At 63.0% G+C, this 22,442-nt stretch carries 21 protein-coding genes and 1 tRNA gene; 6 read left to right on the top strand and 16 right to left on the bottom strand.

The annotated features are described in order from the left end of the window. Nucleotides 1-10 precede the first annotated feature (10 nt). The 3 genes from JQS30_RS01675 to JQS30_RS01665 all read right to left on the bottom strand — a co-directional run bounded on the left by JQS30_RS01675 (nt 11) and on the right by JQS30_RS01665 (nt 3,104). Nucleotides 11-1,378, bottom strand: a complete 1,368-nt coding sequence (locus JQS30_RS01675; RefSeq protein WP_213171676.1) for a PP2C family protein-serine/threonine phosphatase — start codon at nt 1,376-1,378, stop codon at nt 11-13. After that, nucleotides 1,375-1,842: an FHA domain-containing protein FhaB/FipA gene (locus tag JQS30_RS01670; protein ID WP_213171675.1), complete on the bottom strand. Its 468-nt coding sequence runs from the start codon at nt 1,840-1,842 to the stop codon at nt 1,375-1,377. The genes JQS30_RS01675 and JQS30_RS01670 overlap by 4 nt, the downstream gene beginning before the upstream one ends. A 551-nt stretch (nt 1,843-2,393) precedes the next feature. Further along, complete coding sequence (locus JQS30_RS01665) at nt 2,394-3,104, bottom strand: FHA domain-containing protein (RefSeq protein WP_213171674.1); 711 nt, start codon at nt 3,102-3,104, stop codon at nt 2,394-2,396. A gap of 446 nt (nt 3,105-3,550) precedes the next feature. Between JQS30_RS01665 and JQS30_RS01660 the strand changes: the two genes are divergently transcribed. Both JQS30_RS01660 and JQS30_RS01655 read left to right on the top strand, forming a co-directional pair. Beyond that, nucleotides 3,551-4,003, top strand: coding sequence for a helix-turn-helix domain-containing protein (locus tag JQS30_RS01660; RefSeq protein ID WP_213171673.1), 453 nt, complete (start codon nt 3,551-3,553; stop codon nt 4,001-4,003). Beyond that, nucleotides 4,000-4,524: a hypothetical protein gene (locus JQS30_RS01655; RefSeq protein ID WP_213171672.1), complete on the top strand. Its 525-nt coding sequence runs from the start codon at nt 4,000-4,002 to the stop codon at nt 4,522-4,524. Before JQS30_RS01660 ends, JQS30_RS01655 begins: the two co-directional genes overlap by 4 nt. Nucleotides 4,525-4,950: 426 nt before the next feature. Here JQS30_RS01655 and hisC read toward each other — a convergent pair whose 3' ends face one another. The 3 genes from hisC to hppD form a co-directional block, all read right to left on the bottom strand. Continuing rightward, nucleotides 4,951-6,027, bottom strand: coding sequence for a histidinol-phosphate transaminase (gene hisC, locus JQS30_RS01650; protein ID WP_213171671.1), 1,077 nt, complete (start codon nt 6,025-6,027; stop codon nt 4,951-4,953). A gap of 7 nt (nt 6,028-6,034) precedes the next feature. Beyond that, nucleotides 6,035-7,003, bottom strand: a complete 969-nt coding sequence (locus tag JQS30_RS01645; RefSeq protein ID WP_213171670.1) for an RDD family protein — start codon at nt 7,001-7,003, stop codon at nt 6,035-6,037. A gap of 515 nt (nt 7,004-7,518) precedes the next feature. Next, a complete protein-coding gene (hppD, locus tag JQS30_RS01640) occupies nt 7,519-8,673 on the bottom strand; it encodes a 4-hydroxyphenylpyruvate dioxygenase (RefSeq protein WP_213171669.1) in 1,155 nt (384 codons plus the stop codon). Nucleotides 8,674-9,518: 845 nt separating this feature from the next. On the opposite strand from hppD, the gene JQS30_RS01635 reads away from it, so the two are divergent. Continuing rightward, nucleotides 9,519-10,031 carry a hypothetical protein gene (locus tag JQS30_RS01635; protein WP_213171668.1) on the top strand — a complete coding sequence of 171 codons (513 nt, stop codon included), beginning with the start codon at nt 9,519-9,521 and terminating at the stop codon, nt 10,029-10,031. An 18-nt stretch (nt 10,032-10,049) separates the two neighbouring features. Here JQS30_RS01635 and nagA read toward each other — a convergent pair whose 3' ends face one another. Continuing rightward, nucleotides 10,050-11,180: an N-acetylglucosamine-6-phosphate deacetylase gene (gene nagA, locus JQS30_RS01630; RefSeq protein WP_213171667.1), complete on the bottom strand. Its 1,131-nt coding sequence runs from the start codon at nt 11,178-11,180 to the stop codon at nt 10,050-10,052. Between the two features lie 108 nt (nt 11,181-11,288). Between nagA and JQS30_RS01625 the strand changes: the two genes are divergently transcribed. Further along, complete coding sequence (locus JQS30_RS01625; protein WP_213171666.1) at nt 11,289-12,074, top strand: DeoR/GlpR family DNA-binding transcription regulator; 786 nt, start codon at nt 11,289-11,291, stop codon at nt 12,072-12,074. 117 nt (nt 12,075-12,191) lie between these two features. Here the strand turns inward: JQS30_RS01625 and JQS30_RS01620 are convergent, their stop codons facing one another. The 6 genes from JQS30_RS01620 to JQS30_RS17215 all read right to left on the bottom strand — a co-directional run bounded on the left by JQS30_RS01620 (nt 12,192) and on the right by JQS30_RS17215 (nt 17,734). Then, nucleotides 12,192-13,637 carry a hypothetical protein gene (locus JQS30_RS01620; protein ID WP_213171665.1) on the bottom strand — a complete coding sequence of 482 codons (1,446 nt, stop codon included), beginning with the start codon at nt 13,635-13,637 and terminating at the stop codon, nt 12,192-12,194. A gap of 153 nt (nt 13,638-13,790) precedes the next feature. Beyond that, nucleotides 13,791-15,236, bottom strand: a complete 1,446-nt coding sequence (locus JQS30_RS01615) for a hypothetical protein (protein ID WP_213171664.1) — start codon at nt 15,234-15,236, stop codon at nt 13,791-13,793. Between the two features lie 187 nt (nt 15,237-15,423). Then, complete coding sequence (locus JQS30_RS01610; protein WP_213171663.1) at nt 15,424-15,945, bottom strand: DUF3180 domain-containing protein; 522 nt, start codon at nt 15,943-15,945, stop codon at nt 15,424-15,426. After that, nucleotides 15,938-16,459, bottom strand: coding sequence for a 2-amino-4-hydroxy-6-hydroxymethyldihydropteridine diphosphokinase (folK, locus tag JQS30_RS01605; protein WP_213171662.1), 522 nt, complete (start codon nt 16,457-16,459; stop codon nt 15,938-15,940). Before folK ends, JQS30_RS01610 begins: the two co-directional genes overlap by 8 nt. Next, entirely contained in the window at nt 16,456-16,827 is a 372-nt protein-coding gene (gene folB, locus JQS30_RS01600) for a dihydroneopterin aldolase (protein WP_246498000.1), read from the bottom strand. Before folB ends, folK begins: the two co-directional genes overlap by 4 nt. 4 nt (nt 16,828-16,831) lie before the next feature. Then, entirely contained in the window at nt 16,832-17,734 is a 903-nt protein-coding gene (locus JQS30_RS17215; protein WP_246497999.1) for a hypothetical protein, read from the bottom strand. Between the two features lie 276 nt (nt 17,735-18,010). Here JQS30_RS17215 and JQS30_RS01595 point away from each other — a divergent pair, with 276 nt between their 5' ends. Next, nucleotides 18,011-19,759 (top strand): glycerol-3-phosphate dehydrogenase/oxidase, encoded by a 1,749-nt coding sequence (locus JQS30_RS01595; RefSeq protein ID WP_213171660.1) that lies wholly within the window; start codon nt 18,011-18,013, stop codon nt 19,757-19,759. A gap of 10 nt (nt 19,760-19,769) precedes the next feature. On the opposite strand, the gene JQS30_RS01590 is transcribed toward JQS30_RS01595, so the two are convergent. Both JQS30_RS01590 and JQS30_RS01585 read right to left on the bottom strand, forming a co-directional pair. Further along, complete coding sequence (locus JQS30_RS01590) at nt 19,770-20,135, bottom strand: fluoride efflux transporter FluC (protein ID WP_213171659.1); 366 nt, start codon at nt 20,133-20,135, stop codon at nt 19,770-19,772. Next, nucleotides 20,132-20,599: a fluoride efflux transporter FluC gene (locus JQS30_RS01585; protein ID WP_213171658.1), complete on the bottom strand. Its 468-nt coding sequence runs from the start codon at nt 20,597-20,599 to the stop codon at nt 20,132-20,134. Before JQS30_RS01585 ends, JQS30_RS01590 begins: the two co-directional genes overlap by 4 nt. A gap of 316 nt (nt 20,600-20,915) precedes the next feature. Here JQS30_RS01585 and JQS30_RS01580 point away from each other — a divergent pair. Then, nucleotides 20,916-20,988: transfer RNA gene (locus JQS30_RS01580), tRNA-Arg, on the top strand. Between the two features lie 547 nt (nt 20,989-21,535). On the opposite strand, the gene JQS30_RS01575 is transcribed toward JQS30_RS01580, so the two are convergent. Further along, on the bottom strand, nt 21,536-22,294 hold the full coding sequence (locus JQS30_RS01575; protein ID WP_213171657.1) for a TetR/AcrR family transcriptional regulator: 759 nt from the start codon (nt 22,292-22,294) through the stop codon (nt 21,536-21,538). Nucleotides 22,295-22,442 lie beyond the last annotated feature (148 nt).

Here is a 22,442-nt window from a genome sequence, read left to right as displayed (position 1 = left end):
TTCCTACCGATTAGTCGTCGCGGCAGTTCGTGGTGATCGGGTCACTTTGGGCCGAGGAATCATCCTCGTCGTCCGGGTCGATTTCCTCATCGGTGGCGACCTCGCACAGCGGCAACAGGTTGTCGTTGTGGCTGGAGCTATCCGACAGGTCGGCGAGAATGCCCTCGGCTTGGGCAAGGTCCTCGGCGCTGATGCCGGCTTCCAATTCGGCGCGGACTTCAGCGGTGGCATCGTCGACACTGCGCTGGGATTCGATTTCCAGCCACGAGGCGGACACGCCGGCCACTTCAACCGGAACGCCGCGATAGATCGCCATGTTGCCCTCGTCGCTAACGCCCACATAGAACTGCGACTGCAGGTACCAGGCGGCTCCAGCGGCGAGAAGTCCGAGTATGAGCAGTACGCCGATGATCCAGGCCCAGACTTTGCCAGCGCGGCGGCGTGGCTTGTCCTCAGGTTCGTCGGTGGTCTCTTCGGTGGCCTCGACCTCTTCGGCGGAGGTTTCGTCCGGTTCGGTGGCCTGTTGAGCGAACGGGTCGTCAATGTCGGATTCGGCGGGACTTTGGGCAGGCAGGGCGGCGGTGTCGGATTCGGCCATGAGTTGGTCGGCCGCGGCCCCGGCGATGACCGTTTCGGCGGCGACGGGTTCTTCGACGACGTCAGCCACCAGGAGGGTCACGTTGTCAGGAGCGCCGCCGTCGAGGGCTAGCTGTAGTAGCTCGTCGGCGGCGGCTTGCGGGTCGTCGTTTTCGAGCAGGGACTGCTCGATGCGGGCAAAGGGGACGACTCCGCTGAGGCCGTCGGAGCACAGCATGAAGCGGTCGCCCAGGTGGGCCTGCATGGTTTTGAAGGCCGGTTCGATCTCGCCAGCGCCGAGGGCTCGCAGCAGCATGGAGCGTTGTGGGTGGCGTTCGGCCTCTTCTTCGGTGATGCGGCCGTCGTCGATGAGTAGTTGGACGTAGGTGTCGTCTTTGGTGATCTGTTCGAGGGAGCCTGAGCGCAGGCGGTAACCGCGCGAGTCTCCGATGTGGATCATGGAGAACCATTCTCCGTCGAACAGCAGCGCGGTGAGGGTGGTGCCCATTCCCTCTTTGGAGGGGTCGGCGGCCACGACGTTTCGCAGGCGGCGGTTGGATTCGACGACGACGTCGGCTAGGGCGTCGGTCGGGTCGGTGGATTCGTCGGTGTCTGGGTCCGCATGCGTCTCCAGCCGGGTGATCGTGTTGATCACGATGGCGGAGGCGAGGTCGCCAGCGGCCATGCCGCCCATGCCGTCGGCGATGGCCAACAGCTTCTTCCCCGCGAATACGGAATCTTGGTTGCCTTTGCGGACAACCCCGCGGTGGCTCACCGCGGCAAAATGCAAGTTCAAAGTCATGGTCGCAACTCAAAAGAGGAGCGGCCGATGCGAATCGGCGCGCCGAGTGGTACAGGGGTCGGTCCAGTGACTCTAGCTCGTCCTAGGTAGGTTCCGTTCGTTGAACCCAGGTCCTCTAGCACCCATTGACCGCCGCGCGGGACTATGCGGGCGTGTCGGGTGGAGGCGAAGTCGTCGCGGATGACGACGGTTGAATCATTCGCCCGGCCAATGGTCACCATTTGGCCAGAAAGTTGGAATCGGCGACCTGCGAGTTCTCCCTGCGTCACGACCAGCCATTGGGCTCCGGCTGCTTGGCGTGATTGCTGGGGTTGGCTGGGCTGCGGGCCCGCGGCCGCGGCCGCGCCCCCAACGCGCCGTAGTGAGAACAGGTCTTTCCGAATCGTCCGCGCCACCGCAAAAATGAACAACCAGATGAGGATCAGGAACCCGTAGCGGGCTACTGCCTCAACGACCTCAGGCATTGGGGGCCCTTTCATTTAATGGTGTGCTGGCACGGCACCTTCCACCACACCGTAGCCCAAGCCAACCAGGCTCGATTGCAGACCAGATGGTTTGTGGGTGCGTTGGGTTCGCGGTGGTGTGGTGACGCGGCCCGATGAGTCGAGTGCGACTGATAGGCGACTGTCGCCGTGGTTGCGCGCTGCCAATCAGGTGCGCCAACCGGCCCGGCGTTGGGAAGTACCAAGGTGAAACTATCGCATGTCGAAGCGCGATGGGAGCTCAGCCCGGCGCGTTTCGGTGCGGAACACCTCACACCACCCAAAAGATCCATATAGCGACATATACCGATGTGGGGGCGTCCCCATATTCATGGTCTCAAAAGGGACTTTTGCGGGCAAGAGGTTCTCCACACCCTGTGGATAACTCTGAAGCCACCCGCAAACGCGAGACCTCCACCTTGTGCGAAAAGCGCAGACCACCCCGTGTGACCGGTTGCCCTGAGGTGCAGCGGCAGACGGCCTCTGCACCTCCCCAGAGCCTTGCCAGCTGACGCGCAGCTAGCCTCAGCCAACTATCCGACCTGAAGAGTCAGCGACGTCGTGCCCAATTGCAGTACGTCGCCCGGCTGCATGCTCACCGTCGTGATGCGCTGACCGTTGACCAAAGTACCGTTCGTCGAACCCAAATCAGTCACCGAAACCTGGCGACCATCGAAGTCGACCCGGGCGTGGCGGCGCGAAATGCCGACATCAGGCAGACGCACCTGCGCCTGCTCCCCGCGACCGATCACCGTTGACCCCATGCTGATGGAAAACTGGCGACCATCCGTGGCCGCCAAGACCGGACCAGACGGAGCTTGATGCTGCGCTGGGCCATAACCATTGCCACCGGGGCCCGCATCGGGCTCATTTTGAGCCGCGACCTCAGCCGTCACCCGGAACATGCCCGTGTCTAGGCCCTCACCACGCTCAATCTCGACAATGACGTCACCATAGACAGTCCAGGAGTTCTCCCCAATGAACTCCGCCTGCGACTGAGCCAACTCCTGCGCCAACGCGGCGGCATAGGGCGCCAACCGGTCATGGTCGGGCGCCGACAAGTCAATGACGTAGCGGTTGGGAACCAGTACACGTCCACCCGCCAGGACAGCCTTGTGCGTTTCCGCCTCTCGCTGCATAGCGCTGGCAACCTCAACCGGGTGAACAACGCCTTTGAACATCTTGGCGAAGGTGCCCTCGAACAGGCCCTCCAGCTGCTTCTCCAAGCGTTGCAAAACGCTCACCAGTTTCCTCCTTGCCTCACCCGCAGCGCACCGAGCTGCGTGTCCGGGGCGGTGATTATGAGTACGTCAATCTTAAATGTTATCGGGCGGTTTGGGCCGCTGACGACCAGTTGGCACCGCCCGCAAGCAATCTGAGACACAACGCCGACAAATGTCAAGCGCCACGTACAGCAGGTAAGCAAAGCCACACTACAAATCCGCAGAAAGCGGACCAAGCCGCGCCTAGCACCCCGGTGGGGAATCAACGCGCGACTCCAAGACCAAGCGGCCCAGGTGGGGAGATTATGTCCGTCCGCTTCCCACCTCAATCCCCTTGGCTGTGCCCCGAAGTCTGTCTCCTTGGAATCTACAGGCTAGTGCCGAGCTTACCCATCAGAAATGTTACTGGGTACACCCCAGCGAGTCTACGCTTGCAAAAGCTAGCATTTTGTGGCACTTTTGCAAGCATGGCTGATAGAGACATTGGATCTTTCATTCGCGAGATGCGTCGCAACGCGAAAGTGTCGCTGCGACAGCTCGCCGAGCAGGCTGGCGTGTCCAACCCCTACCTAAGTCAGGTGGAGCGTGGGCTGCGCAAGCCCTCAGCCGAGGTACTCCAACAGCTGGCCAACGCGCTCAAGGTCTCCACACCGCTGATGTACCTGCGCGCGGGCCTGCTCAACTCCAAGGACGGGCCGTCCACCCTGTCCGCCATTGCCACCGACCCCAACCTCACCACCCGACAAAAAGAAACCCTAACCGAGATCTATGAGGCTTTCACCAGGGAAAATGTTCGCGAACAAGGAACAGACCTGGGGGACGACGATGACGACATCGGGCCAGTTACCGATGCCGATGTCGCCATCACCGGCAACGATGCCGCACGTGAGGACGTTAACGACCGGAGGGACGCATCGTGATGACGCGGGAAGACCACAACTCAACCAACGACACCGATGACACGCAGGCCAAGGGACGCAAGCTTCCCGGCCCTGTCTATGCCGCGGCGGGCTTGGGGGATTACACAGTCGAAAAGATCAAGGAAGTACCGACGGCTTTGAGCAAGGCCAGTGAGAAGCTCAAGGTCTCCGAGAAGTTCGAGACCGCATCGCACCGAGTGAAAGAAAGCACCACCAAGGGCTTTGAGAAGGTGCGGAGCATTGACTCCGAGCAGGTCAAGGATGGCGCGCGCGAAGGATGGAAAAAGGTCGCCGCCGCGTCGAAGGCCGCCGGGGAGGCCACCCAGCGCACCTACTCCAACATGCGAACCCGCGGCGAGCAACGGGTGGGAGTCGATGGCGTCAAGATCATAGACTCGGTGGCCGAAAAGGTCGCCGACGCCGAAGACGCCCTCGACGGTGACCTAGTGGACGAAAAGAAGACTAAGGACAACCGCGCCCGCAAGCAGGACAGGCAAGCCAAAGACACTGACGGAGCATAAATCCCGCTCGCGCAGCTGCGGAAACCACCAGCCGGAGGCGTTATCCACAGGCGGAAATGAACTCCTTGACTCCATAATTCGATTCTTGGGACAATAAAATCGGGGGGTCCCAGGGTGAGAAAAATTCGCTTTGATGGATTCTCGTTATTCGGCCAGACACTCGCCCACCTGGGTTTTCGCGCTGCCGCCTGCGGCGGGCCCGCCTTTGATCATGGGCCCACAGGGCACGGCCTCCAGGCATCGGCCGATCCTCCAATAAGAGTAAAGACACACGTCAGTGGTGGCCCGCGCATTCGCGCGGGCCACCACTGTGTTATGGGTCCGTACGTGTCCCAGTGTCCTCACCACCGGCCCAACCTCAGGCCGCGCCAGGCACAGATGAGGCCGAGCATGAGCTAGTCAGAAAACCCACAATCGACCTATCCGCTACTTCCAGGTGTGCAGGATCTCCAAGAACAGGTCGTTCTCCTCGGGCGTGCCGATCGAAACGCGCACCCCGTCCCCTGCGAACGGACGCACCGTCACAGCCTTCGACTCGGTCAACTGCGCAAACTCCACAGCCCGGTCCCGCAACGGAAGCCACACAAAGTTCGTCTGCGTCCCCGGCACGCCGTCGATGAGCTTGCGGGCCTCAGCGAGGACCCGCTCGCGCTGCTGCACCACCTCGTCCACCCGCCGCCGCATTTCCTCCTCGGCGGCAAGCGCCGCCACCGCCGCCGCTTGCGCCAGCGAGTTCACGCTGAAGGGCACCACGATCTTGTGAACAGTCTGGGCCACATCAGGCGAACCGATCAGGTAGCCAGCGCGCAGACCCGCCAGACCCCAGGCCTTGGAGAACGTGCGCAAGATGACCACATTTTCGCGGTCACCATACAGTTCCAAACCGTCGGGCACGTCCGGGTCGGTCACGAATTCGCGGTAAGCCTCGTCGATGACCACGAGCACGTCGGAGGGCACCTTGTCCAAGAAAGCCGTGATCTCAGCGGCCGTCAGCGACTCCCCGGTGGGGTTGTTCGGGTTGCACACGAACACCGCCTTCGTCTTGGGGCCGATCGCTTCCGCCATCGCCTCCAGATTGTGCCGGTGGTCGGCGGTGTTGGGCACGCGCACGCTGTTCATTTGCGCGATCTGCACGGCGATCGGATAGGCCTCGAAGGAGCGCCAGGAATACACGACTTCAGCGCCTGGTTCGGCGATCGCGGCCATGAGGTGCATGAGCAGACCCACCGATCCACAACCGACGGTGATGCGCTCGGTGTCCACGCCCAGGCGTTGGCTCAACGCTCCCTTGAGCGCCACCACACCCATGTCCGGGTATCGGTTGACCGAGGCCGCCGCCGCGCCGATAGCCTCCGGCACACCGGGCAGTGGCCCATACGCGACTTCATTGCTAGCCAGCTTCACGGCCCGGTCCAAGCCCAGTTGGGCGGCAACCTGTTCGGGGCTCTTGCCGGGTACATACTTCGGGAGAGCGAGCAGATCCTCGCGCAACGGCCTAGTCATGTGGGTGTCACTTTCCTCGTTGGTCCGATTCGGGCTGCGAATCGGCGTCGGTTGCTGGCGGTGAAGACTCCGGCGGCGCGTCCACCTCGGAGGTGAAAACGACCGCGGTGCCGGGTGATTTGTCATGGAGGCATTGTTTAAAGGGCTTGTCGCGCACACACCACAGGCTGTCGAGCAGCCACAGCACCACTCCGAAGGGGAAGCAGATCAGTGGCAGCCCCAAGTACATCCACCGCAACGTCAAGCGGCCCCAACCCAGCGGAGCCGACCCTTCGGAAACACCGGCGGAATCCCGGCTGGCCGGGGCCAACGAGACAACTTTGATGCCCATGAGCCGCTTACCGAAGGTTTGCCCGCCGTTGAGAGTGGAGGGCACTTCATAGGCGAACCACAGCGCCAGCGCGATCCCGATCATGATCCATTGTTGTTGTTGCAGTTCGCTGGTGGGCAGGTTGAGATCGTCGAACGCGACTCCGGAGGTGTATTCGGATACGTAGGGGGCGAGCGTGGCGAAGTACTGGTAGAGAAAGTAGCCGTTGATGACCAGGTTGAGGCCCAGCAGACAGGCGATGTCGATGATGCGGGCGGCCAGGCGGCGCCCTGGGTTGGCCAGGGTGCGCCCGTGCAGGATGCGGTCGACTTCGCTTGGGGTGATCCACCCGACGGTGACGCCGAGGGAGCGCACGGGGATGCCGTCCGGGGGCGGTGTGACACCGGGTGCGCGTTCCACGATCGGTGAGGTGGGCCGCTTAAAGTCTGCTGGCGAGGTCGCGAAGGGGTCTTTGCGCGGGTCCGAGGGGTCCTCGGCGTCGAGGTTCGCGGTGTCGGATTCGGATTCTGGCTCGGGTTCCGGCGGTCCCTCCGGCGGCGTGGCGTCGGAGGCTATGGCTTTGCCGACCCACTGTTGTCCGTCCCAGTACCGTTGGGTGCTGGGGTCGGCGGGGTCGGTGTACCAGCCTGGCGCAATATCTTTCATCGCCACCCATTTTGGCAGCTCGGTCTGAGCGGCTGCCCTCGTTCCCTCACGATTGCCATTTCGGTGCCAGCCCCAGCGCTTGGCCTGCGGCCATGGCGCCGGTGAAAATGGGGCCCGGGCAGCTCATCTCTAGCTCGCGCCAAGGCCGATTCGGGTTTCCGCGGGCGATATCTCGTCGGGGGTTGACGGAGTCGTCCGCCCCAATGGCCTCGAAGGTGGTGCTGTTTGCTAAAGCGCGGGGTTTATGAGCTATCCGGGCCCGCCCGGGTGGGACGAGCCATCTGCGTGGGGTCGAGCCGCCTATGGCGTGCTGTTTGCTCGATGTCCCCACGCAGACGTTGCCTCCCAGGCCGTTCGCAAGCGTTCTGGTGTCGGTCGGCCTAGGGCCGCCGATGGCCACAGGTGCCTGCGAACCACTCTGCGGTGAAGCTGACGCGAGGGCGTGCGTTCGCTACATCGCGATGCGATACCGCCTCGCGAATCCGGAAGCGGCCTTCGCGTCAGCTTCTGGGTTCTTAGAGGTTGCCGCGACGGTCTTGTTCGCGCTCGATGGCCTCGAAGAGTGCCTTGAAGTTGCCTTTACCGAAGCCGAGCGACCCGTGGCGTTCGATGAACTCGAAGAAGAACGTCGGACGGTCCTGCTGTGGCTTGGTGAAGATTTGCAGGAGGTAGCCGTCTTCGTCGCGGTCGACCAGGATGCCGCGCTTTTGCAGTTCGTCGATCGGGGCGCGCACCTTGCCGATACGCGAGCGCAGTTCCTCGTCCTCGTAGTAGGAGTCTGGAACGTCGAGGAATTCCACTCCCGCCGCCCGCAAGTGGTCGACGGTGGAGAGGATGTCGTTGGTGGCCAGGGCCATGTGCTGGACTCCCGGGCTGCCGTAGAACTCCAAGTATTCGTCGATTTGCGACTTCTTCTTGGAGATGGCCGGCTCGTTGAGCGGGAATTTGATCTTGCGGTTGCCGTTGGCCACGACCTTGCTCATAAGGGCCGAGTATTCGGTGGCGATGTCGTCACCGATGAATTCGGCCATGTTGGTGAAGCCCATGACGCGGTTGTAGAAGTCAACCCATTCGTTCATCTTGCCAAGTTCGACGTTGCCCACGATGTGGTCGATGGCTTGGAAGCGGCGTTCGGGATTGCCGATCGGCTTGCGCTCGATGAAGCCGGGCAGGAAGGGGCCCTCGTAGTTGGAGCGGTCGACCAGCACGTGGCGCACTTCGCCGTAGGTACCAATGGAGGCGACGCGGACGGTGCCGTTTTCGTCCTTGAAGTCCTCGGGCGCGCTGATGCCCTTCGCTCCTTGCTTGGTGGCGTGCTCCCATGCCTTGTCGACGTCGGGCACGGTCAGCGCGACTTCGATGACGCCGTCGCCGTGCTTGGCGTGATGGAGAGCGGCGGGCGCGTCGGGCTGGACGGCTCCGGTGAGCACGAAGGTGACGCCTCCGGCTTTCATGACATATTCGGCGTGGGCCTTGTAGCCCTGTTCGGGGCCGCGGTAGGCGACGAGCTTCATGCCAAAGGAGTGCGCGTAATAGTGCGCGGCTTGCTTGGCGTTGCCTACATAGAAGCGAACGTGGTCCCAGCCCTTAATGGGGAATGGGTCGTTCGACACGTCGTGGTCGGTGAGGCCGACAAGGTCGGCTTCTGTGGCAGGGCGGGTGTCGGTCATGTCCACCATCCTCCGGAATTCGTCTGTGGGGCCCAGCTCGCTGCCCTTGCGGAGCGTGCGTGTCTGGATGCGGCGGTGCCAGAGCGTCGCCCTCGGCGTGAGGGCACGTTTTCTCACCGGCCACCGTGCGGTTGAGACCACTATTGTCCGACGAGTGCCGTTGCGTCAACCAAGTGCGCGATTCATGGTCAATATGTCCACTCGTTGGACTCCATGATCGGGCTAATATGATCATTGTGCCGCCATAGGTGAACAATGCGCCTAGGAGGAAGGGCCGGGTTGACCCGGCGGGGAAGGGTCCGAACTGCGCCGGGAATGCACAAAGGCTTGCGCAAAAGGCACTTTAGGCGTTCTCGTTGGCTCGTCTACCTTCGTAAACTTCGCCTCCAGCGGCCCTGGGATCGCGCTTTTGCACAAGCCTCACAGTAAAACGGTCCAGCTGGGGCAGTGCCGCAGCTGAACCGTTAAGGTCCACATCCAACCGAGCTAACAAGCGTGATGTCTTATATGGAGTCGGCCCCTAGGTGACCGAACTCGCTGTGCCTCCCGACGGCTTGGTCGCACGTGGGTACTCAGCGGCTGTGTACGGATCCGCAGGTCTGCCGGGAGCGTGTCCCGGGTAAGTCCTTGAAGACCCGTAATTCATTTGTACTCTCTTACTCACCCGTAGTAAACCTCTGTGGCGAAACTTTTTCCCGCGAATTTTTTTCGCTTGATATGGCACATGAACAGCCCAAATATGTATACGGTCAAGGGACAGACAGCGCCCGTCTGACGGTGGCCCGTGCCAACAAACCACAGCCGAGGCCTCGGCTGCCACGCCACTTCGAGCAAAGGTTGATGCCATGTCGACCAGCCCTCCCCCTCCACCAGAGGACGTCCCCGACGACCACGTGCCACCGGAAAAACAACCACGGCCTCACGAAGCGCAACCGGCCCCCGATGACTCCTTTGACGACCGGCTATTCGACGACAGCGCCTTCGACACCAGTGCGCTCATTGACGGTCACATCAGCGGCGAGGCCCTCGCCAATAACGGCGACGAGCGCCCTCGGGCAACCCCTGCGGCCCTGGGCAGCCAAGGCGAGCCACGCAACAACATCGGTACCACCTCACTGGTGTGCGGCCTGGCCAGCATCATCCTGTCGATGATCCCGATTCTCAACCTCGTCACCTGGCCACTGGGCGGCATCGCGGTCGTCTTCGGCGCGATCGGGTGGAACCTGGCCAACAAAGGTGAGGCCACCAACAAGAGCTACTCGGTCTACGGTCTGGCCACGGGCTTGGCGTCGTTCTTCATCACCTGCGGCATGTACACCGGATCGAACCCCACCACGCCGTCGGTCTTCGGCGGCTAAGTCAACCAAACCTAGTGGTCACGACAGCGGCTGGACCTGCCCGCGATGCATCACCCCGCGCAGCTCCAAATCGGGCCCCAACCACACCGCGTCGGCACGCTTACCGATCTCGAGTGTGCCCACATCGGCCAAGCCCAACAGCTCCGCCGGGGTCGCCGAGGCCATCTGAGACACCGAGACAACATCCTGGCCAGCCATATTCACCGCGTTGCGGAAGGCGTCCAACATCGTGATGGTCGACCCGGCAATGGAACCGTCGGAGGTAAGTCTCGCCTCTCCATTCTTTACCGTGACTTCCAGGCCGCCCAGCTCGTAGTCGCCATCGGATAGTCCGGTCGCCGCCATCGCGTCGGAGACCAACACCGTCCACTGCGGAAGGGAAACATTGAACGCGAACCGCATGGTCCCCGGGTGCAAATGCACCGGGTCGGCGATGATCTCCGCGACCACTCGGCCATCGTCCAACAACGCCGGAATGGGGCCGGGGTCGCGGTGGTTGAACGGCCGCATCGCGTTGAACAAATGCGTCGCGGCATAGGCCCCCGCCTCGATGGCCTCCTCGGTTTGCTCAAACGTCGCATCGGTATGCCCGATCGAGGGCACCACCCCCTGGGAGGCCAAGAACTCGATCGCCTCCAAGGCACCGGGGCGTTCCGGCGCAATCGTCACCATTTTCACCGCCCCCTGCCCAGTCTCGACCAACTGGCGAAGTTCGCTCACCGAGGCGTCGCGCAAATATTGCGGATTCTGGGCCCCACAGCGGCTCTGGGCCAGATAGGGGCCCTCGAAGTGGATTCCGGCCAGCGTGCCCTCCTCCACCAGGGGCCGATATGCCTCGGTGGCTTTGAGCATCAGGTCAAACGGCGAAGAGACCAGGGAAGCGACCAACGAGGTCGTGCCGCGACCGAGGTGGAAGGCCCGGGCGGCCCGCGCCGATTCGGCCTCGCCGGTGGCCAGCGAGTGCCCGCCCCCGCCGTGGCAGTGGATATCGACAAATCCAGGCACCACCCACCCCTGCGGCTCGCCTTGGCGCTCCTCAATGCGCGTGACACAACCGTCTTCGATCACGATTGCTCCCGTGAGCACGCCATCGGGCGTCACCACGCTAGCCACGGTCGGCCAATTTACCTGGGAAGATAGCTCGCTCATCACGGCTCCTTTAGAATATGCGCAGCGGGTGCGCGTAACTACCCGCGAATTGATCAGTATTGTGCAAGTACGACCATGCAAAGTTTAGATCGACGGTAAAGGAGTCACGTGGACCGCTACGCCCGGTGGAACACCTTGCTGGAGATTCTGGCCGAGACCGGCCGCATCACCGTGGAAGACGCCGCTAAACGCCTCGAAGTGTCGCAAGCGACCATCCGGCGTGACTTCGACCAGCTTTCACAACAGCAAATGATCACCCGCACACGCGGAGGCGCGGTCGCCGGAGGCATCTCCTATGACCTTCCCTTGCGGTACAAAACCGCCAAGAACGTCGAGGAGAAACACCGCATCGGGCAGGCCGCCGCCGGGCTCGTCGGGCCCGGCATGGTCATCTCCCTCAACGGCGGCACCACCATCACCGAAGTGGCGCGAGCCCTAGCCACCCGCACCGATCTCGTCGCCGCCCCCGGTTCCACCGGCCTGACGGTCGTCACCAACGCCTTGAACATCGCCAACGAACTCATCGTGCGCCCACACCTGAAAGTGGTCGTCGTCGGTGGCGTCGTCCGTCCCCAGTCCTATGAGCTGATTGGGCCGCTGGCTGCCCCCATCCTGCGAGAAATCACATTGGACATCGCGTTCTTGGGCGTCGACGCGGTAGACGTCAAGCTCGGCGCAACCTCACATCACGAAGGTGAAGCCGCGATCAACGCCCTCATGGCGGCGCGGGCCCGCAAGATCGTCGTCATCGCCGACGGCTCCAAGATCGGCGGGCACGCCTTTGCCCGCATCTGTTCGGCCGACCGCATCCACACCCTCGTGACCGATTACACCGCCCCTCGCGACCATTTGCGCGAGTTCGAGGCCGTGGGCATTCGCGTCATACAAGTGTGAAAAACGAAAGATCCCGACAGCGCCTGCGGCGGGACCAAAGCCACCCCCGCGCCCGCTGTCGTCCATGATGGACTACTGCGCGGCGGTGGGATATTCCCGCACTGCCCTGGTAGGCAGCTAGCGGTTGGGAAACATATGGGCGTCCGGGTCTCGGTTTGGCTCCCCAAAGATCCCCAAATCCGCGTCTGATTCAGCCGAGTCTTGGGCCGGTTGTGGTGGAAACTCAACCGGGTCACCTTCGGTAACAGGTGTTCGTGGTTGCCCCCACCGGTCCACCATCCAGCTAATGAACAGACCGAGGACCAGCATGAGGGCCAAGAGAAGAAAACTGATATTGGACGCATCGGTGCCCAAGAACATCACCGGCTCCAAGAGCATCTCTAGCCCATTCGGGCGCTGCCCATACATGGCGCTCTCCACCAAGAGGAAGATCGCGAATACCAAGATCGCGGCCAGCGCCGTTCCGGCAATACCGCCCCGGCGGCCGTTAAGGCTGGTGCCACCCCATGTCACGATGACGAGCACCATCATGAACAGTGTCAACGCGCCCAAGGCGAAAACGGCGGAGAAGCCGGTTTCGGGTGCCCACACGGCCCAAAGGCCGCCGTATTCCCCTTGGGGAAGGGCTTGGGACAGCACTACGGCCGCAAACACCAACGTGATCGAAATAAACGTGCACAGCCCATAGAAGCTCACCAACGAGGCCGAACGCGGGCATTCCCCCTTCAGCATAGAGCTGACCTTGGTAAAGCGTTCCCGCATCGCGGTCAGACAACCCAGCAAACCACCAATCACGGCCAATGCCACGGCCGCGACCAGGGCAATCCACGGAGTGAGGGTGAATCCCGAAACCGTGGGGACGTGGTTCGACAGGCCAGATAGCGACTCTGCCCACGCGGCGACAATAGCGAACATCAACAACGCGACCGCCAGCGTGACAATCCAGGGTTGTTGCCGCAACGCCACGGTAAGTATCACGATGAGCACCGTGGAAACAAGGGCGATCCCCACCAGCACGCCCACGTCCAGCAACAGGTTCTCCCCCACCCCGATGCCAACAGCCCAAGCCCCCACGATCACGAACACCGGAATGCCGAAGTTGGGAGCACCTAGCCGCAACGACAGGCCCAGCCCCAAGGCCATCAAGAGGAACGGGACGATGACGTTGGCAGCTTCATCGAAACGCGCGCCAGCGGGGAAGACATCGTCAACTGTGAAGATTACCGCCGCCAGAGCACCGAGGGACAGCAGCAGCAAGATGCCCTCCCAGATCAGCGTGAATCCCATCCGGTCGCGAGAGCGGCCCGGCGCAGATTCCTCACTCGCCTGCGGAGACGTTGCGAATGGATCGATCGGGCTCTGCGCGGCGGGCATGGTCGAGGTACCCGCCACGGCCGAGGCGCCCAGGTTTGGCGGAGGCGGAGTCGGCCCGCCAACCGGGGCGACGAACGGCGGCTCGGCCGGGGCCCCAGTGAGTCTCTGGGTTTGCTCGCCCGCAGCCTGGGAAGGCTCAGATGGTTCCCAGTATTGGCCGCCGGGTTGAGGATCGGATGGTTGAGTCATGGAAATGGGAATCCTTATATGGGGTGAAACAGTCTCGACGCGGCCAGGTTGGTTCGAGATGGGCCAGTAGTTCGCCGAGTCTGGCTTGACGCACCTCGAACCGGGTTACAGCTGGCTTTGAGACAGGCGCATCCGCCGGTCACGCCTACCGCATCAGCGTCGGTAGTTGCCGTAGCCACCATTGGCATCGTATCCAGGGTCGTCAAATCCGCGCTGGTTAGGCGGGTAGGTGTCTGCGGAATATCCGCGCGGCCCATAGCCGCCCCTCGTGCCAGGCTCTGGGTAGCCACCGTTGTCATAGCCGGGCTCGCCGTATTCGTTCGCGCCCGGCTGAGTGCCATGGCCATAGCCGCCGTGCCCGCTTTGTGGGCCGAAACGACCAGGGTCGCCCTGCGGCCCATAGCCGCCACCCCCGGCTACCGAGGCGAAGTCATCGTCGTATCCGGTGCCATCGAACGGCCGTCCACTGTCACGTTGCGCGGGTATCTCCTCAGCGGCAACCCGCTCGAATTCGCCGTTATCGTCCTGAGCCAATCCGCCCAAGTCCGAAAGGTCACGATCGTCGTCATCATCCTCGGCGGGCAAATTGAAGGTTTCGATGACGCGGCTGATAATGAACCCGGCGAATAGCGCCGCCACAAGCAACCACTTCTCATCGAAGTTTTCGTTGCGGGACTCCAGAAACCACATGGTCGACACGAGCACCGTCGTGGCCAACGCCGTGCCAGCGAACCCACCCCGGCGACCGAACAAACTGGTACCGCCCAGCAATGCGGCCGCCATGGGCAGCAACGTGTAGTTCATGCCATCGGCTGGTACCGACGCGCCGTCATTGAAGTGCGGAGAAATCCAGGCGGCGGCCACCCCGGCGGCTCCGGCCAGCAACGAGGAGGCAAGGAGCCCCACGAACACGAGCTTGCCGCGTCCGTGCTTTTGGCCTGGGGCCGCGTCGCGAATATCGGAGAGTTTCTCTCGCAACTTCGAGGCCGCGCCGATGAGGCCAAGCATGATGGAAAATCCGATGGCGGCCCCCACCGCCAACAGAGCGACCGAGCGAGGGAACTGGCTGAACTGCAAAGGCCCCGGCGCTCCGGCCGAAAGCCACCACAACCCGATGGCCATACCGATCGTGAGGCTGGCCGCCCAGGCCGGGATGCGCAGCCATGCGACGAGAGTCGCCAGCATGAGCCCTGCCAGACCCGCCGATGCCAGCCCCAAGAGAACCGCGGCCAGCCCCAGGCTCGACGCGTCGAGGAACAGCCACCCCGCCAGCAGCGCGATAGGCCCGACCGCGAAGTTCGCGGAGCCGACGCGCAAGCTGATGGCCGCAGCCGTGGCGGCCAACAGGAATGGGGTCAACACAAGAAACAGGCCGTGCCACCCCCAGGCCCCAAATGGACCCAGCGAGGTCTGCGACAGCAGGAACACCGCGCCCATCGCGGCGACCAGTAGGATCAGCTCCCACACAATGTGGACACCAAGCCGGTCGCGCTGGCCCTCGGAGTCAAAGTCGTCATCGGACGACAGGTCGCCTCCGCTGGCAGTGGTGGAAGGCGCAGCCACGGGGCTGGGACTGCGTGGTGGGGCTTTCTTGGTCATGAAGCGCACCTCATAAGCGCAAAGTCGTCAAAAGCGCATTGTCGTATTCGTCGCTGGGGATACGAGGGGATGGAGCCGGATCGGCCGGTGGTGATCAGGCGTGGCCGCAGGCAGGGCCGAGTGCGGCACTTGGGGTGCGGGCCGCGTCAGGGGCGGTTCAATAGCCTGCTTAGGGGGTGCGGGCCTCCTATTCTCCGTTGTCTTTAGGACGCTCGAGGCGGGGCTGACCCGTGAGGTCGGACTCCTCGTCATCGGGGATGCGGCAGGAACGCTCCAGCCACAATGCGGCGGCAGTCAGCATCAGGCAGGCGACCACCCCGAATAGGCCAGGTGGGACGTCATCGGCGGCCGCGTCCAACAGTGGGGCCTGCACCGCCGCCCATATGGTGAAGCCACTGTAGGCACCGAAGAAAAGCGCTCCGCCGATGGCGGTGGCTTTGCCCAGGACGGCAAAGCGTGCCACTTGCAGCGGCTGCACTGGGGCGTATTCTCCGGGCTTGCGGATACGGCGGCGCGTCATGTAGGCCACGTTGGCCAACACGAGAGCCAAAATAAGCAGCGCGACTGGGTTGTACCAGGCCAGCTCGGGAACGTTCTGGTAGAAGCGCGAGACGAGTCCGAGCGTGATCGCTCCAGCGGCCAGCGCGCATACGACGAGCGTGGAATAGGCGGTCGGTCGCAAGGTCGGTTGCGGTTCTTGGTTAGCCATGATCGTTCGACCATATCGGGTGAAGGCGGCGAAGGGAACGCGCGTCCGCAGCTAGATTCGGTTTGCGCAACAATGTCCGCACTTTTGCGACCCCGGGCAGTTCGGCGGCGGGGTCGATAGCCAACCAGGGGACCAGGACGAAGGCGCGTAGGTGTGCGCGCGGGTGGGGAAGGGTCAGCTGGGGGTCGTTGGAGAGGACGGGGTCTCCGTGGTCGTCCCAGGCGGCGATGATGTCGACGTCGAGGGTGCGCGGCCCGTAGGGGCGTTGTGGGTCGCGCAGTCGCCCGGCGCGCATTTCGGCTTTGGCTGCCTGGGAGAGCCAGTCGTGCGCGGTGTGACCCGCCCGGGTGCATATGACGGTGAGGTTGAAGTAGGCCGGTTGGTCCTCCTCGCCCCACGGTGGGGTTTCGTAGAGGTCGGAGGCCAGGTCGGGCCGCAGGTGGTCGAGGGCTTCGGTGAGGTTTTCCTCCCGGTCGCCGAGGTTGGCTCCAAGGCTGAGAACAACGGTGCTCATAGTGCCCTCGAGCGGCGAATGGTGACGGCGACGTCGGAGAACGCGTGCGCAATGGGTGCTTGCGGCTTGTGCACGGTGACTGTCGTGTCGATAACTCTCGGGTCGGCCAGGCAGGCGTCGGCGAGCCGCTGGGCGAGGGTTTCAAGTAGATTGACCGGTTCTCCGGCGACGATATGGGCCAGGCTGTCGGCCAAAGCGCCATAGTCGATCGTGTCGGCGAGGTTGTCGGAGGCGGCAGCGGCGGCGGTTGAGGTGGTGAGGACGACGTCGATGATGAAGTCTTGGCCGCGTTGTCGCTCGAACTCGAAGACGCCGTGTCGTCCGTGCACTCGCAGGCCGGTCAGCGTGATGGTGTCGGTGGTGTCCACGCTTCTACCGTACGTCACCGGGTGTGGGGGGAACGTCGTTCTCGAAGCGGCCGTCACGGGAGTGTTCGGTACCGATGGAGGCGGTACCGTCGGACCCTCTTTCGTGGGGCGGTCGTGCTTCGGTGGTGGGGAAGGCCGCTTCGTCGACATCGATGAGGGGGTCTGCCGGTTCGATGGAAGCGCCGGGCAGCATTTGAGTCGACGGCTCCGGCGCGGCCTCGGAGGGAGACGGCGGTGGCGGGTCTTCTCGTACGGCGGTTTCCCAGGTTTCGTCGGCGCGTTCGTCGGCCTCTTCGTGGTTATTGCGCACCACCAGGTAGGTCGCCGCGGCCAGGATGAGGCCCGCGGCGGCGATGGGGATGATGCGGGCGTTTTGGCCAAACCAGTTGACCACTTCGGAGTGCTGCGCGGTCGGGTCGGTTAGCACCATGGCGACAAAACCGGCCACGACTATCCCCATCGCGCCGAAGAGGACGGCGTTCCACCAGCCGTTGAGGCCCATCCGGCGGCGAAGGACGAGGCTGGCGTCCCAGATTCGTTTGGCGCGCAGCATGCGAATGGAGCCCATGAGGTGGATAAGGCGCAGGATTTGGGCGCCGCCAGCGGCAAAGACGAGACTGACGAGGGTGAGCAGGCAAATGGTGAGCGGCCATTTGTGGGTACGCAGCCATTCGCGTTTGTTGCGGGCTGCCATCAGGAGAATGACGAACTCGACCCACAGCACGATGGCGGCGGCCCAGCCGATGGCATGCCCGGCCATTTCGTATTGTTCGCTGCCCCACACGGTCAAGAAGACAGCCGGGATGCTGGCGAGGGCAGCGACGACGACGGGGATCGTCAGCTTATTCTCCAGTTTGCGGCACACATGGGTGAGCGCGCCGAGGCTGATTCGAATCGAGGGGTTCACCCCTTAAAAATATCGAAGATTATTCTCGCGTGTGAACCGAGCGTCGGTGCGGCCGGATGTGGCACAGGGCCGTTGGGCTGTGCGAAGCCTCGCCGGGGCCGTTTCGTCGCCTTTGTCGCCGCAGGTTGGCCACAAATGGGTGGCTCCGGGTTTCGTCCTGTCGGATATCTGCCCCAAGCAGTGCGTTAGCTGCGGCGGGAGATCCTACTGTGGCGACATCGGACCCAACGTCGCCAATGGTCTGTCAGATTTTGTCGCGGTCGATAGAGTTGTCTCGTGCGTACCAAAATTTCGTGGCCTCGATCCCGTGCCGGTCAGCTCTCGCCGCAACGCAGGGAGCGCGACTTGCGGTCTTTGCGCAACGAGACCTATGACGTCCTGGTCATTGGCGGAGGTGTCACTGGGGCCGGGGCGGCTGTGGACGCGGCCAGTCGTGGCTTGAAGACCGCTCTGGTGGAGTCGCGCGATTTCGCCGCTGGGACCTCCAGCCGCTCCAGCAAGCTCATTCACGGTGGACTGCGCTATCTCGAACAGCTCAATTTCGCTCTCGTGCATGAGGCGCTGACCGAGCGGGGCCTGCTGGCTGAAAGCATCGCTCCGCATCTGGTGCGGCCCTTGCCGTTCCTCGTTCCCTTGAACAATGTGGTGCAGCGGGGCTATTACGGCGCGGGAGTGGCGCTGTATGACCTCTTGGCCACGGCGAAGAGCCGTGGGCGGGGCGGGATGCCGTGGCATCGGCACCTCTCGAAACGCCAGACCCAAGAAGTGTTCCCCCACTTGCGTTCCGACTTGCACGGTTCGATCCGCTACTTCGACGGCCAGGTCGACGACGCCCGGTTCGTGACGACGCTGGCGCGTACCGCCGCTTCACTGGGAGCCGCCGTGACCGCATCGGTGGAAGCGGTGGGGCTGCTACAGACCCCCTCGGGCAGGGTGCGTGGCATTAAGGCATTCGACGTGGAGTCGGGCGAGTACTTCGAAATCCGCGCCAAATCAGTCATCTCGGCGGCGGGCGTGTGGTCGGACGACATCGCCGCGTTGACCGAACAACCAGTCGGGATTCGGGTGCAGGCCTCCAAGGGAGTGCACCTAGTTTTGCCTCGTAGCGCCATCGATGGCGATATGGGCATCATTTCCAAGACTCGTTGGAGTGTGCTGTTCATTATTCCGTGGGGAGAGCAGTGGATCATCGGCACGACCGATACTCCCTGGCATCTCAACCGGTCGCACCCGGCAGCTTCGGCCTCCGACGTTGCCTACCTGCTCGAACAGACGAACATGTTGCTCAACAAGCAGATCACCATCAAGGACGTGGCCGGGGTGTATGCCGGGCTGCGGCCTCTGCTACGCGGCGAGACCGACTCGACCTCGCAGTTGTCGCGCGAGCACGCGGTGGTTCAGCCCGCTCCCGGGCTGGTGTTGGTGGCCGGTGGCAAGTTCACGACCTACCGGGTTATGGCCGCCGACGCGGTGGACGCGGCCGTACCGACCGCTCCGCCCTCGGGGACGGACCGTCTGCCGCTGTTGGGTGCTGACGCCTACCACTATTACTGGCAGCGGCGCTCCAAGCTGGCTCGCCATTACAACCAGAGCGTGCCGATGATTGAGCATTTGCTGCAGCGCTATGGGTGTCTGACGCCGCAGGTGTTGCGTCTGTCGGTGGAGCAGCCGCAGCTGGCGCGCCCGGTCAAGGGAGCCGAGGAGTATCTGCGGGCTGAGATCGTCTATGCGGCCCGGTCGGAGGGGGCGCTGCACTTGGAAGACGTGCTGACTCGGCGGACGCGCATCTCTGTGGAAACGCCCGATCGTGGAATCGAGGCGGCCGCAGACGCCGCCGACCTCATGGGCGCCGTGTTGAACTGGGACGAAAAAACCCGAGAGCGGGAAATCGACGCCTATCATGAGCGGGTCGCCGCCGAACGTCGTTCGCAACAGCAGCCCACCGACGACGCGGCCGAGGCCGCGCGCCTGGCTGCCGTCGAAATCCGTCGGGTGCGTCCCTTGGCGACCTCTGAGGCTAGCTAGCGACGCGAGGTCAGCCGCTGGTGATGAGAATCCCGACCACGGCCAAGGCCGTGCAGCCCAGGAGCATTCCGGGGCCGTGGAGCAAGGAAGCGGCGTATCGTTTTTCCCGCACTAGGCGCAGCATCTCTAGGTTCGCGGTGCTGAAGGTGGTGTATCCGCCCAATAGCCCCATGGCGAGGATGGTGAACCAGGGTCCACCGGAGACGACGCCCGCGAGCAGGCCAAGCGCAAGGGAGCCGGTGAGGTTGACGATCATGGTGCCCCAGGGAAAACGGGCACCGAGAATCTCGGTCAGGCTCTGATCCACCAGGTAACGCAGGGCCGCGCCGCACCCGCCGGTGATACCGACGCTGGCGGCCAGCACAAACTCATTCATCGTCGTGACCTCCACCATTGCGCGGCCACGATTCCGCCCCAACCGGCCAGGGCACCTAGCACGAGAGTCGCCATGGCGTATCCGACCGCTGTGAGGATGTGGCCTTGGAGCAACGAGGCGGACACGTCTAGGGCCAGCATGCTGTAGGTGGTGTAACCGCCCAGCAAGCCCGTCCCCAGCAGCAATCGCAGGTCACGCCGGGGCCCACGGTCTGGGCCGTTCAGCGTCAGAATGGTGATCAAAGCTCCTAGTAGGAACGCCCCGCAGACATTGACGACCAAGACGCTCCAGGCGATATCACCGTCGAAGGGGAGGAAAATGTCGAACCCGTAACGAAGGAGCGATCCGGCCGCCCCGCCGAGGGCGACTAGGCCAAGGTCACGCGGCCCAGGTCGGGGATTGGTCTTTTCAGTGATCCCCGGTTCGGACTCGCGCAGCTCTTGCGTGGTCAGTTTCTCACTCAACGGTCGGCACCCTCCCTCTGCGCGCACCATCCTAGGGTGCGGTTTCGAGATAGGGACCGTTGTCACGTCCGTGAGGTTGGTTCCGGAGAGCCCCACCTCCGGTTGCCTATCCAGGCGCTTCCCATCCTGACACATCTGGGCTGCGGTTGGGCCCATGCTGTGCACACCCTCACGTTGTCGCGGTGACGGCTCACCGGCTGGCCAGCGGGGTCAATGCCAGTCCCAGCCTGGCATCGGTCGCTGTCCCCATACTCGCGAACCGGCGTCCATGGGGCCCGACAGCGGTAGTCAAGCGGTCATCTAAACTCGGCACGTGGCCCCCGTAGCTCAGGGGATAGAGCAACGGTTTCCTAAACCGTGTGTCGCAGGTTCGAATCCTGCCGGGGGCGCACTATCCGGACAGCAAAAGGACCCGCCCACCAGTGATCACGCTGGAGGCGGGTCTCTTTGTCGAATGCGGCTGTGTGCTGCCCACGGCAGCTAAGAGCGGCCATCTGAGGACCATGAGACTCATGCAAAAGGCTCCTCCTTCTTCGATCTTGTCAGCTCGTTTACCTGCGCAAACTTCGCCCGCCGCGGCCTTGAACCTGCGCTATCGCATGAGCCTCTATGCGTAGACAAACTCCACTGAATACCATTGTGGACATTATTGGTCCTGGTCTTCGTAATGTTATCCAGTTGCCTCAACCAGCGTCGCTCACAGGAATTCTAGTGACACGGTGAACCATCGCCGCTCGGCATGAGGATGCCGCCTACCACGACCGGACAGGCATCGAATCAAGCTTGGGGTTAGTCGTTTCGGCTGACGAAGATACCGATCCGTACTGGACAAAAGCTAGCCACACGTGCACAAAGGCGAAGGACTTGGCGGGGTTCTCGTTCCCGCACGAGCGAGGTCATGGTGCGGCCCAAACATGCTGTCGCGCCGGTTTGGTCTCAGGCGCTGGGACGATTGAGCTGATTCGCGATGCCGTCGATAAACAAGCCCACACCACGCCGGTAGGCACCTTCTGGGTCATTAGCCTTGCCGGTTTGTTCTCCGAGGATGCCCGAGACGCGCGAAGCGGTGGGAAACCGGGTCTCGTCACCAATGGCACTGGTCAAGGATGGCTCAATTTGCGCCCACCAGTTGGCGTCGTGCTCTTCCCCCGGCTCTCTGGAGCGGTGGAGCGCAATGGTGGCGCGAGCGGTTCCCTGTACCAATGACAGCAACGCGGTAAGCGTGTGCTCCATTTGAATCTCGGTCAGTCCGATTCGATCCAAGGCACTCAACTCGATCTCGTACTTTCGGGAGGCCCCCGGCCCGGGGACAGGGCGGCCGGTGGCCAGGTCGGTAATCCAAGGATGGGCTTGGCAACTGGCCCAGTTCGCTTCCGCAATCGCGGTCACACGCGCCCTCCAGTCGGGACCGTCAGGGATGGTGATCGCCTCGTACGTTCTGCCCGCGACGTGGTCAAGCATGAGCTCGACCAATTCGGCACGGCCACCAATGTGGGGATACAGCGCCATAGCGGTAACGCCGGCTTCTTGGGCCAGCCGCCGGATCGTCACCGCGTCCAAGCCCTCTCTATCGGCTAGACCGACTGCCAGTGCGGTAATGCTCTGAGTACTAATCCCGCTGCGTGGGCTCGCTGGCGAGTCCCGCCAGAGCAGCCCGAGCAGCTTTAGCTCATCCACCTCTGTGCGCTTGGGCATCCGCGCCTCCTAAACTATACGTTGTATAATACATTGTAGATTTTATTTGGGGGCAGCATGTTTATCGATACGAGCCCGCCGGGCTCAGTTTGGGCCGAGGCAATAAGCACGGCTTTCCACAGGCTGGACACGGCGACTCTAGTGTCAG

Origin of the sequence: Natronoglycomyces albus (genome assembly GCF_016925535.1) — a bacterium.
Lineage (GTDB): Bacteria > Actinomycetota > Actinomycetes > Mycobacteriales > Micromonosporaceae > Natronoglycomyces > Natronoglycomyces albus.
The sequence above is the reverse complement of the archived record's forward strand: the minus strand, read 5'-3'. Positions and strand labels throughout refer to the sequence as shown.

What these genes read in the sequence shown, in the direction of transcription:
- JQS30_RS01675 (WP_213171676.1), bottom strand. Translation starts at nt 1,378, where the DNA reads ATGACTTTGAACTTGCATTTTGCCGCGGTGAGCCACCGCGGGGTTGTC.
- JQS30_RS01670 (WP_213171675.1), bottom strand. Translation starts at nt 1,842, where the DNA reads ATGCCTGAGGTCGTTGAGGCAGTAGCCCGCTACGGGTTCCTGATCCTC.
- JQS30_RS01660 (WP_213171673.1), top strand. Translation starts at nt 3,551, where the DNA reads ATGGCTGATAGAGACATTGGATCTTTCATTCGCGAGATGCGTCGCAAC.
- hisC (WP_213171671.1), bottom strand. Translation starts at nt 6,027, where the DNA reads ATGACTAGGCCGTTGCGCGAGGATCTGCTCGCTCTCCCGAAGTATGTA.
- JQS30_RS01645 (WP_213171670.1), bottom strand. Translation starts at nt 7,003, where the DNA reads ATGAAAGATATTGCGCCAGGCTGGTACACCGACCCCGCCGACCCCAGC.
- hppD (WP_213171669.1), bottom strand. Translation starts at nt 8,673, where the DNA reads ATGACCGACACCCGCCCTGCCACAGAAGCCGACCTTGTCGGCCTCACC.
- JQS30_RS01635 (WP_213171668.1), top strand. Translation starts at nt 9,519, where the DNA reads ATGTCGACCAGCCCTCCCCCTCCACCAGAGGACGTCCCCGACGACCAC.
- nagA (WP_213171667.1), bottom strand. Translation starts at nt 11,180, where the DNA reads ATGAGCGAGCTATCTTCCCAGGTAAATTGGCCGACCGTGGCTAGCGTG.
- JQS30_RS01620 (WP_213171665.1), bottom strand. Translation starts at nt 13,637, where the DNA reads ATGACTCAACCATCCGATCCTCAACCCGGCGGCCAATACTGGGAACCA.
- JQS30_RS01615 (WP_213171664.1), bottom strand. Translation starts at nt 15,236, where the DNA reads ATGACCAAGAAAGCCCCACCACGCAGTCCCAGCCCCGTGGCTGCGCCT.
- JQS30_RS01610 (WP_213171663.1), bottom strand. Translation starts at nt 15,945, where the DNA reads ATGGCTAACCAAGAACCGCAACCGACCTTGCGACCGACCGCCTATTCC.
- folK (WP_213171662.1), bottom strand. Translation starts at nt 16,459, where the DNA reads ATGAGCACCGTTGTTCTCAGCCTTGGAGCCAACCTCGGCGACCGGGAG.
- JQS30_RS01590 (WP_213171659.1), bottom strand. Translation starts at nt 20,135, where the DNA reads ATGAATGAGTTTGTGCTGGCCGCCAGCGTCGGTATCACCGGCGGGTGC.
- JQS30_RS01575 (WP_213171657.1), bottom strand. Translation starts at nt 22,294, where the DNA reads ATGCCCAAGCGCACAGAGGTGGATGAGCTAAAGCTGCTCGGGCTGCTC.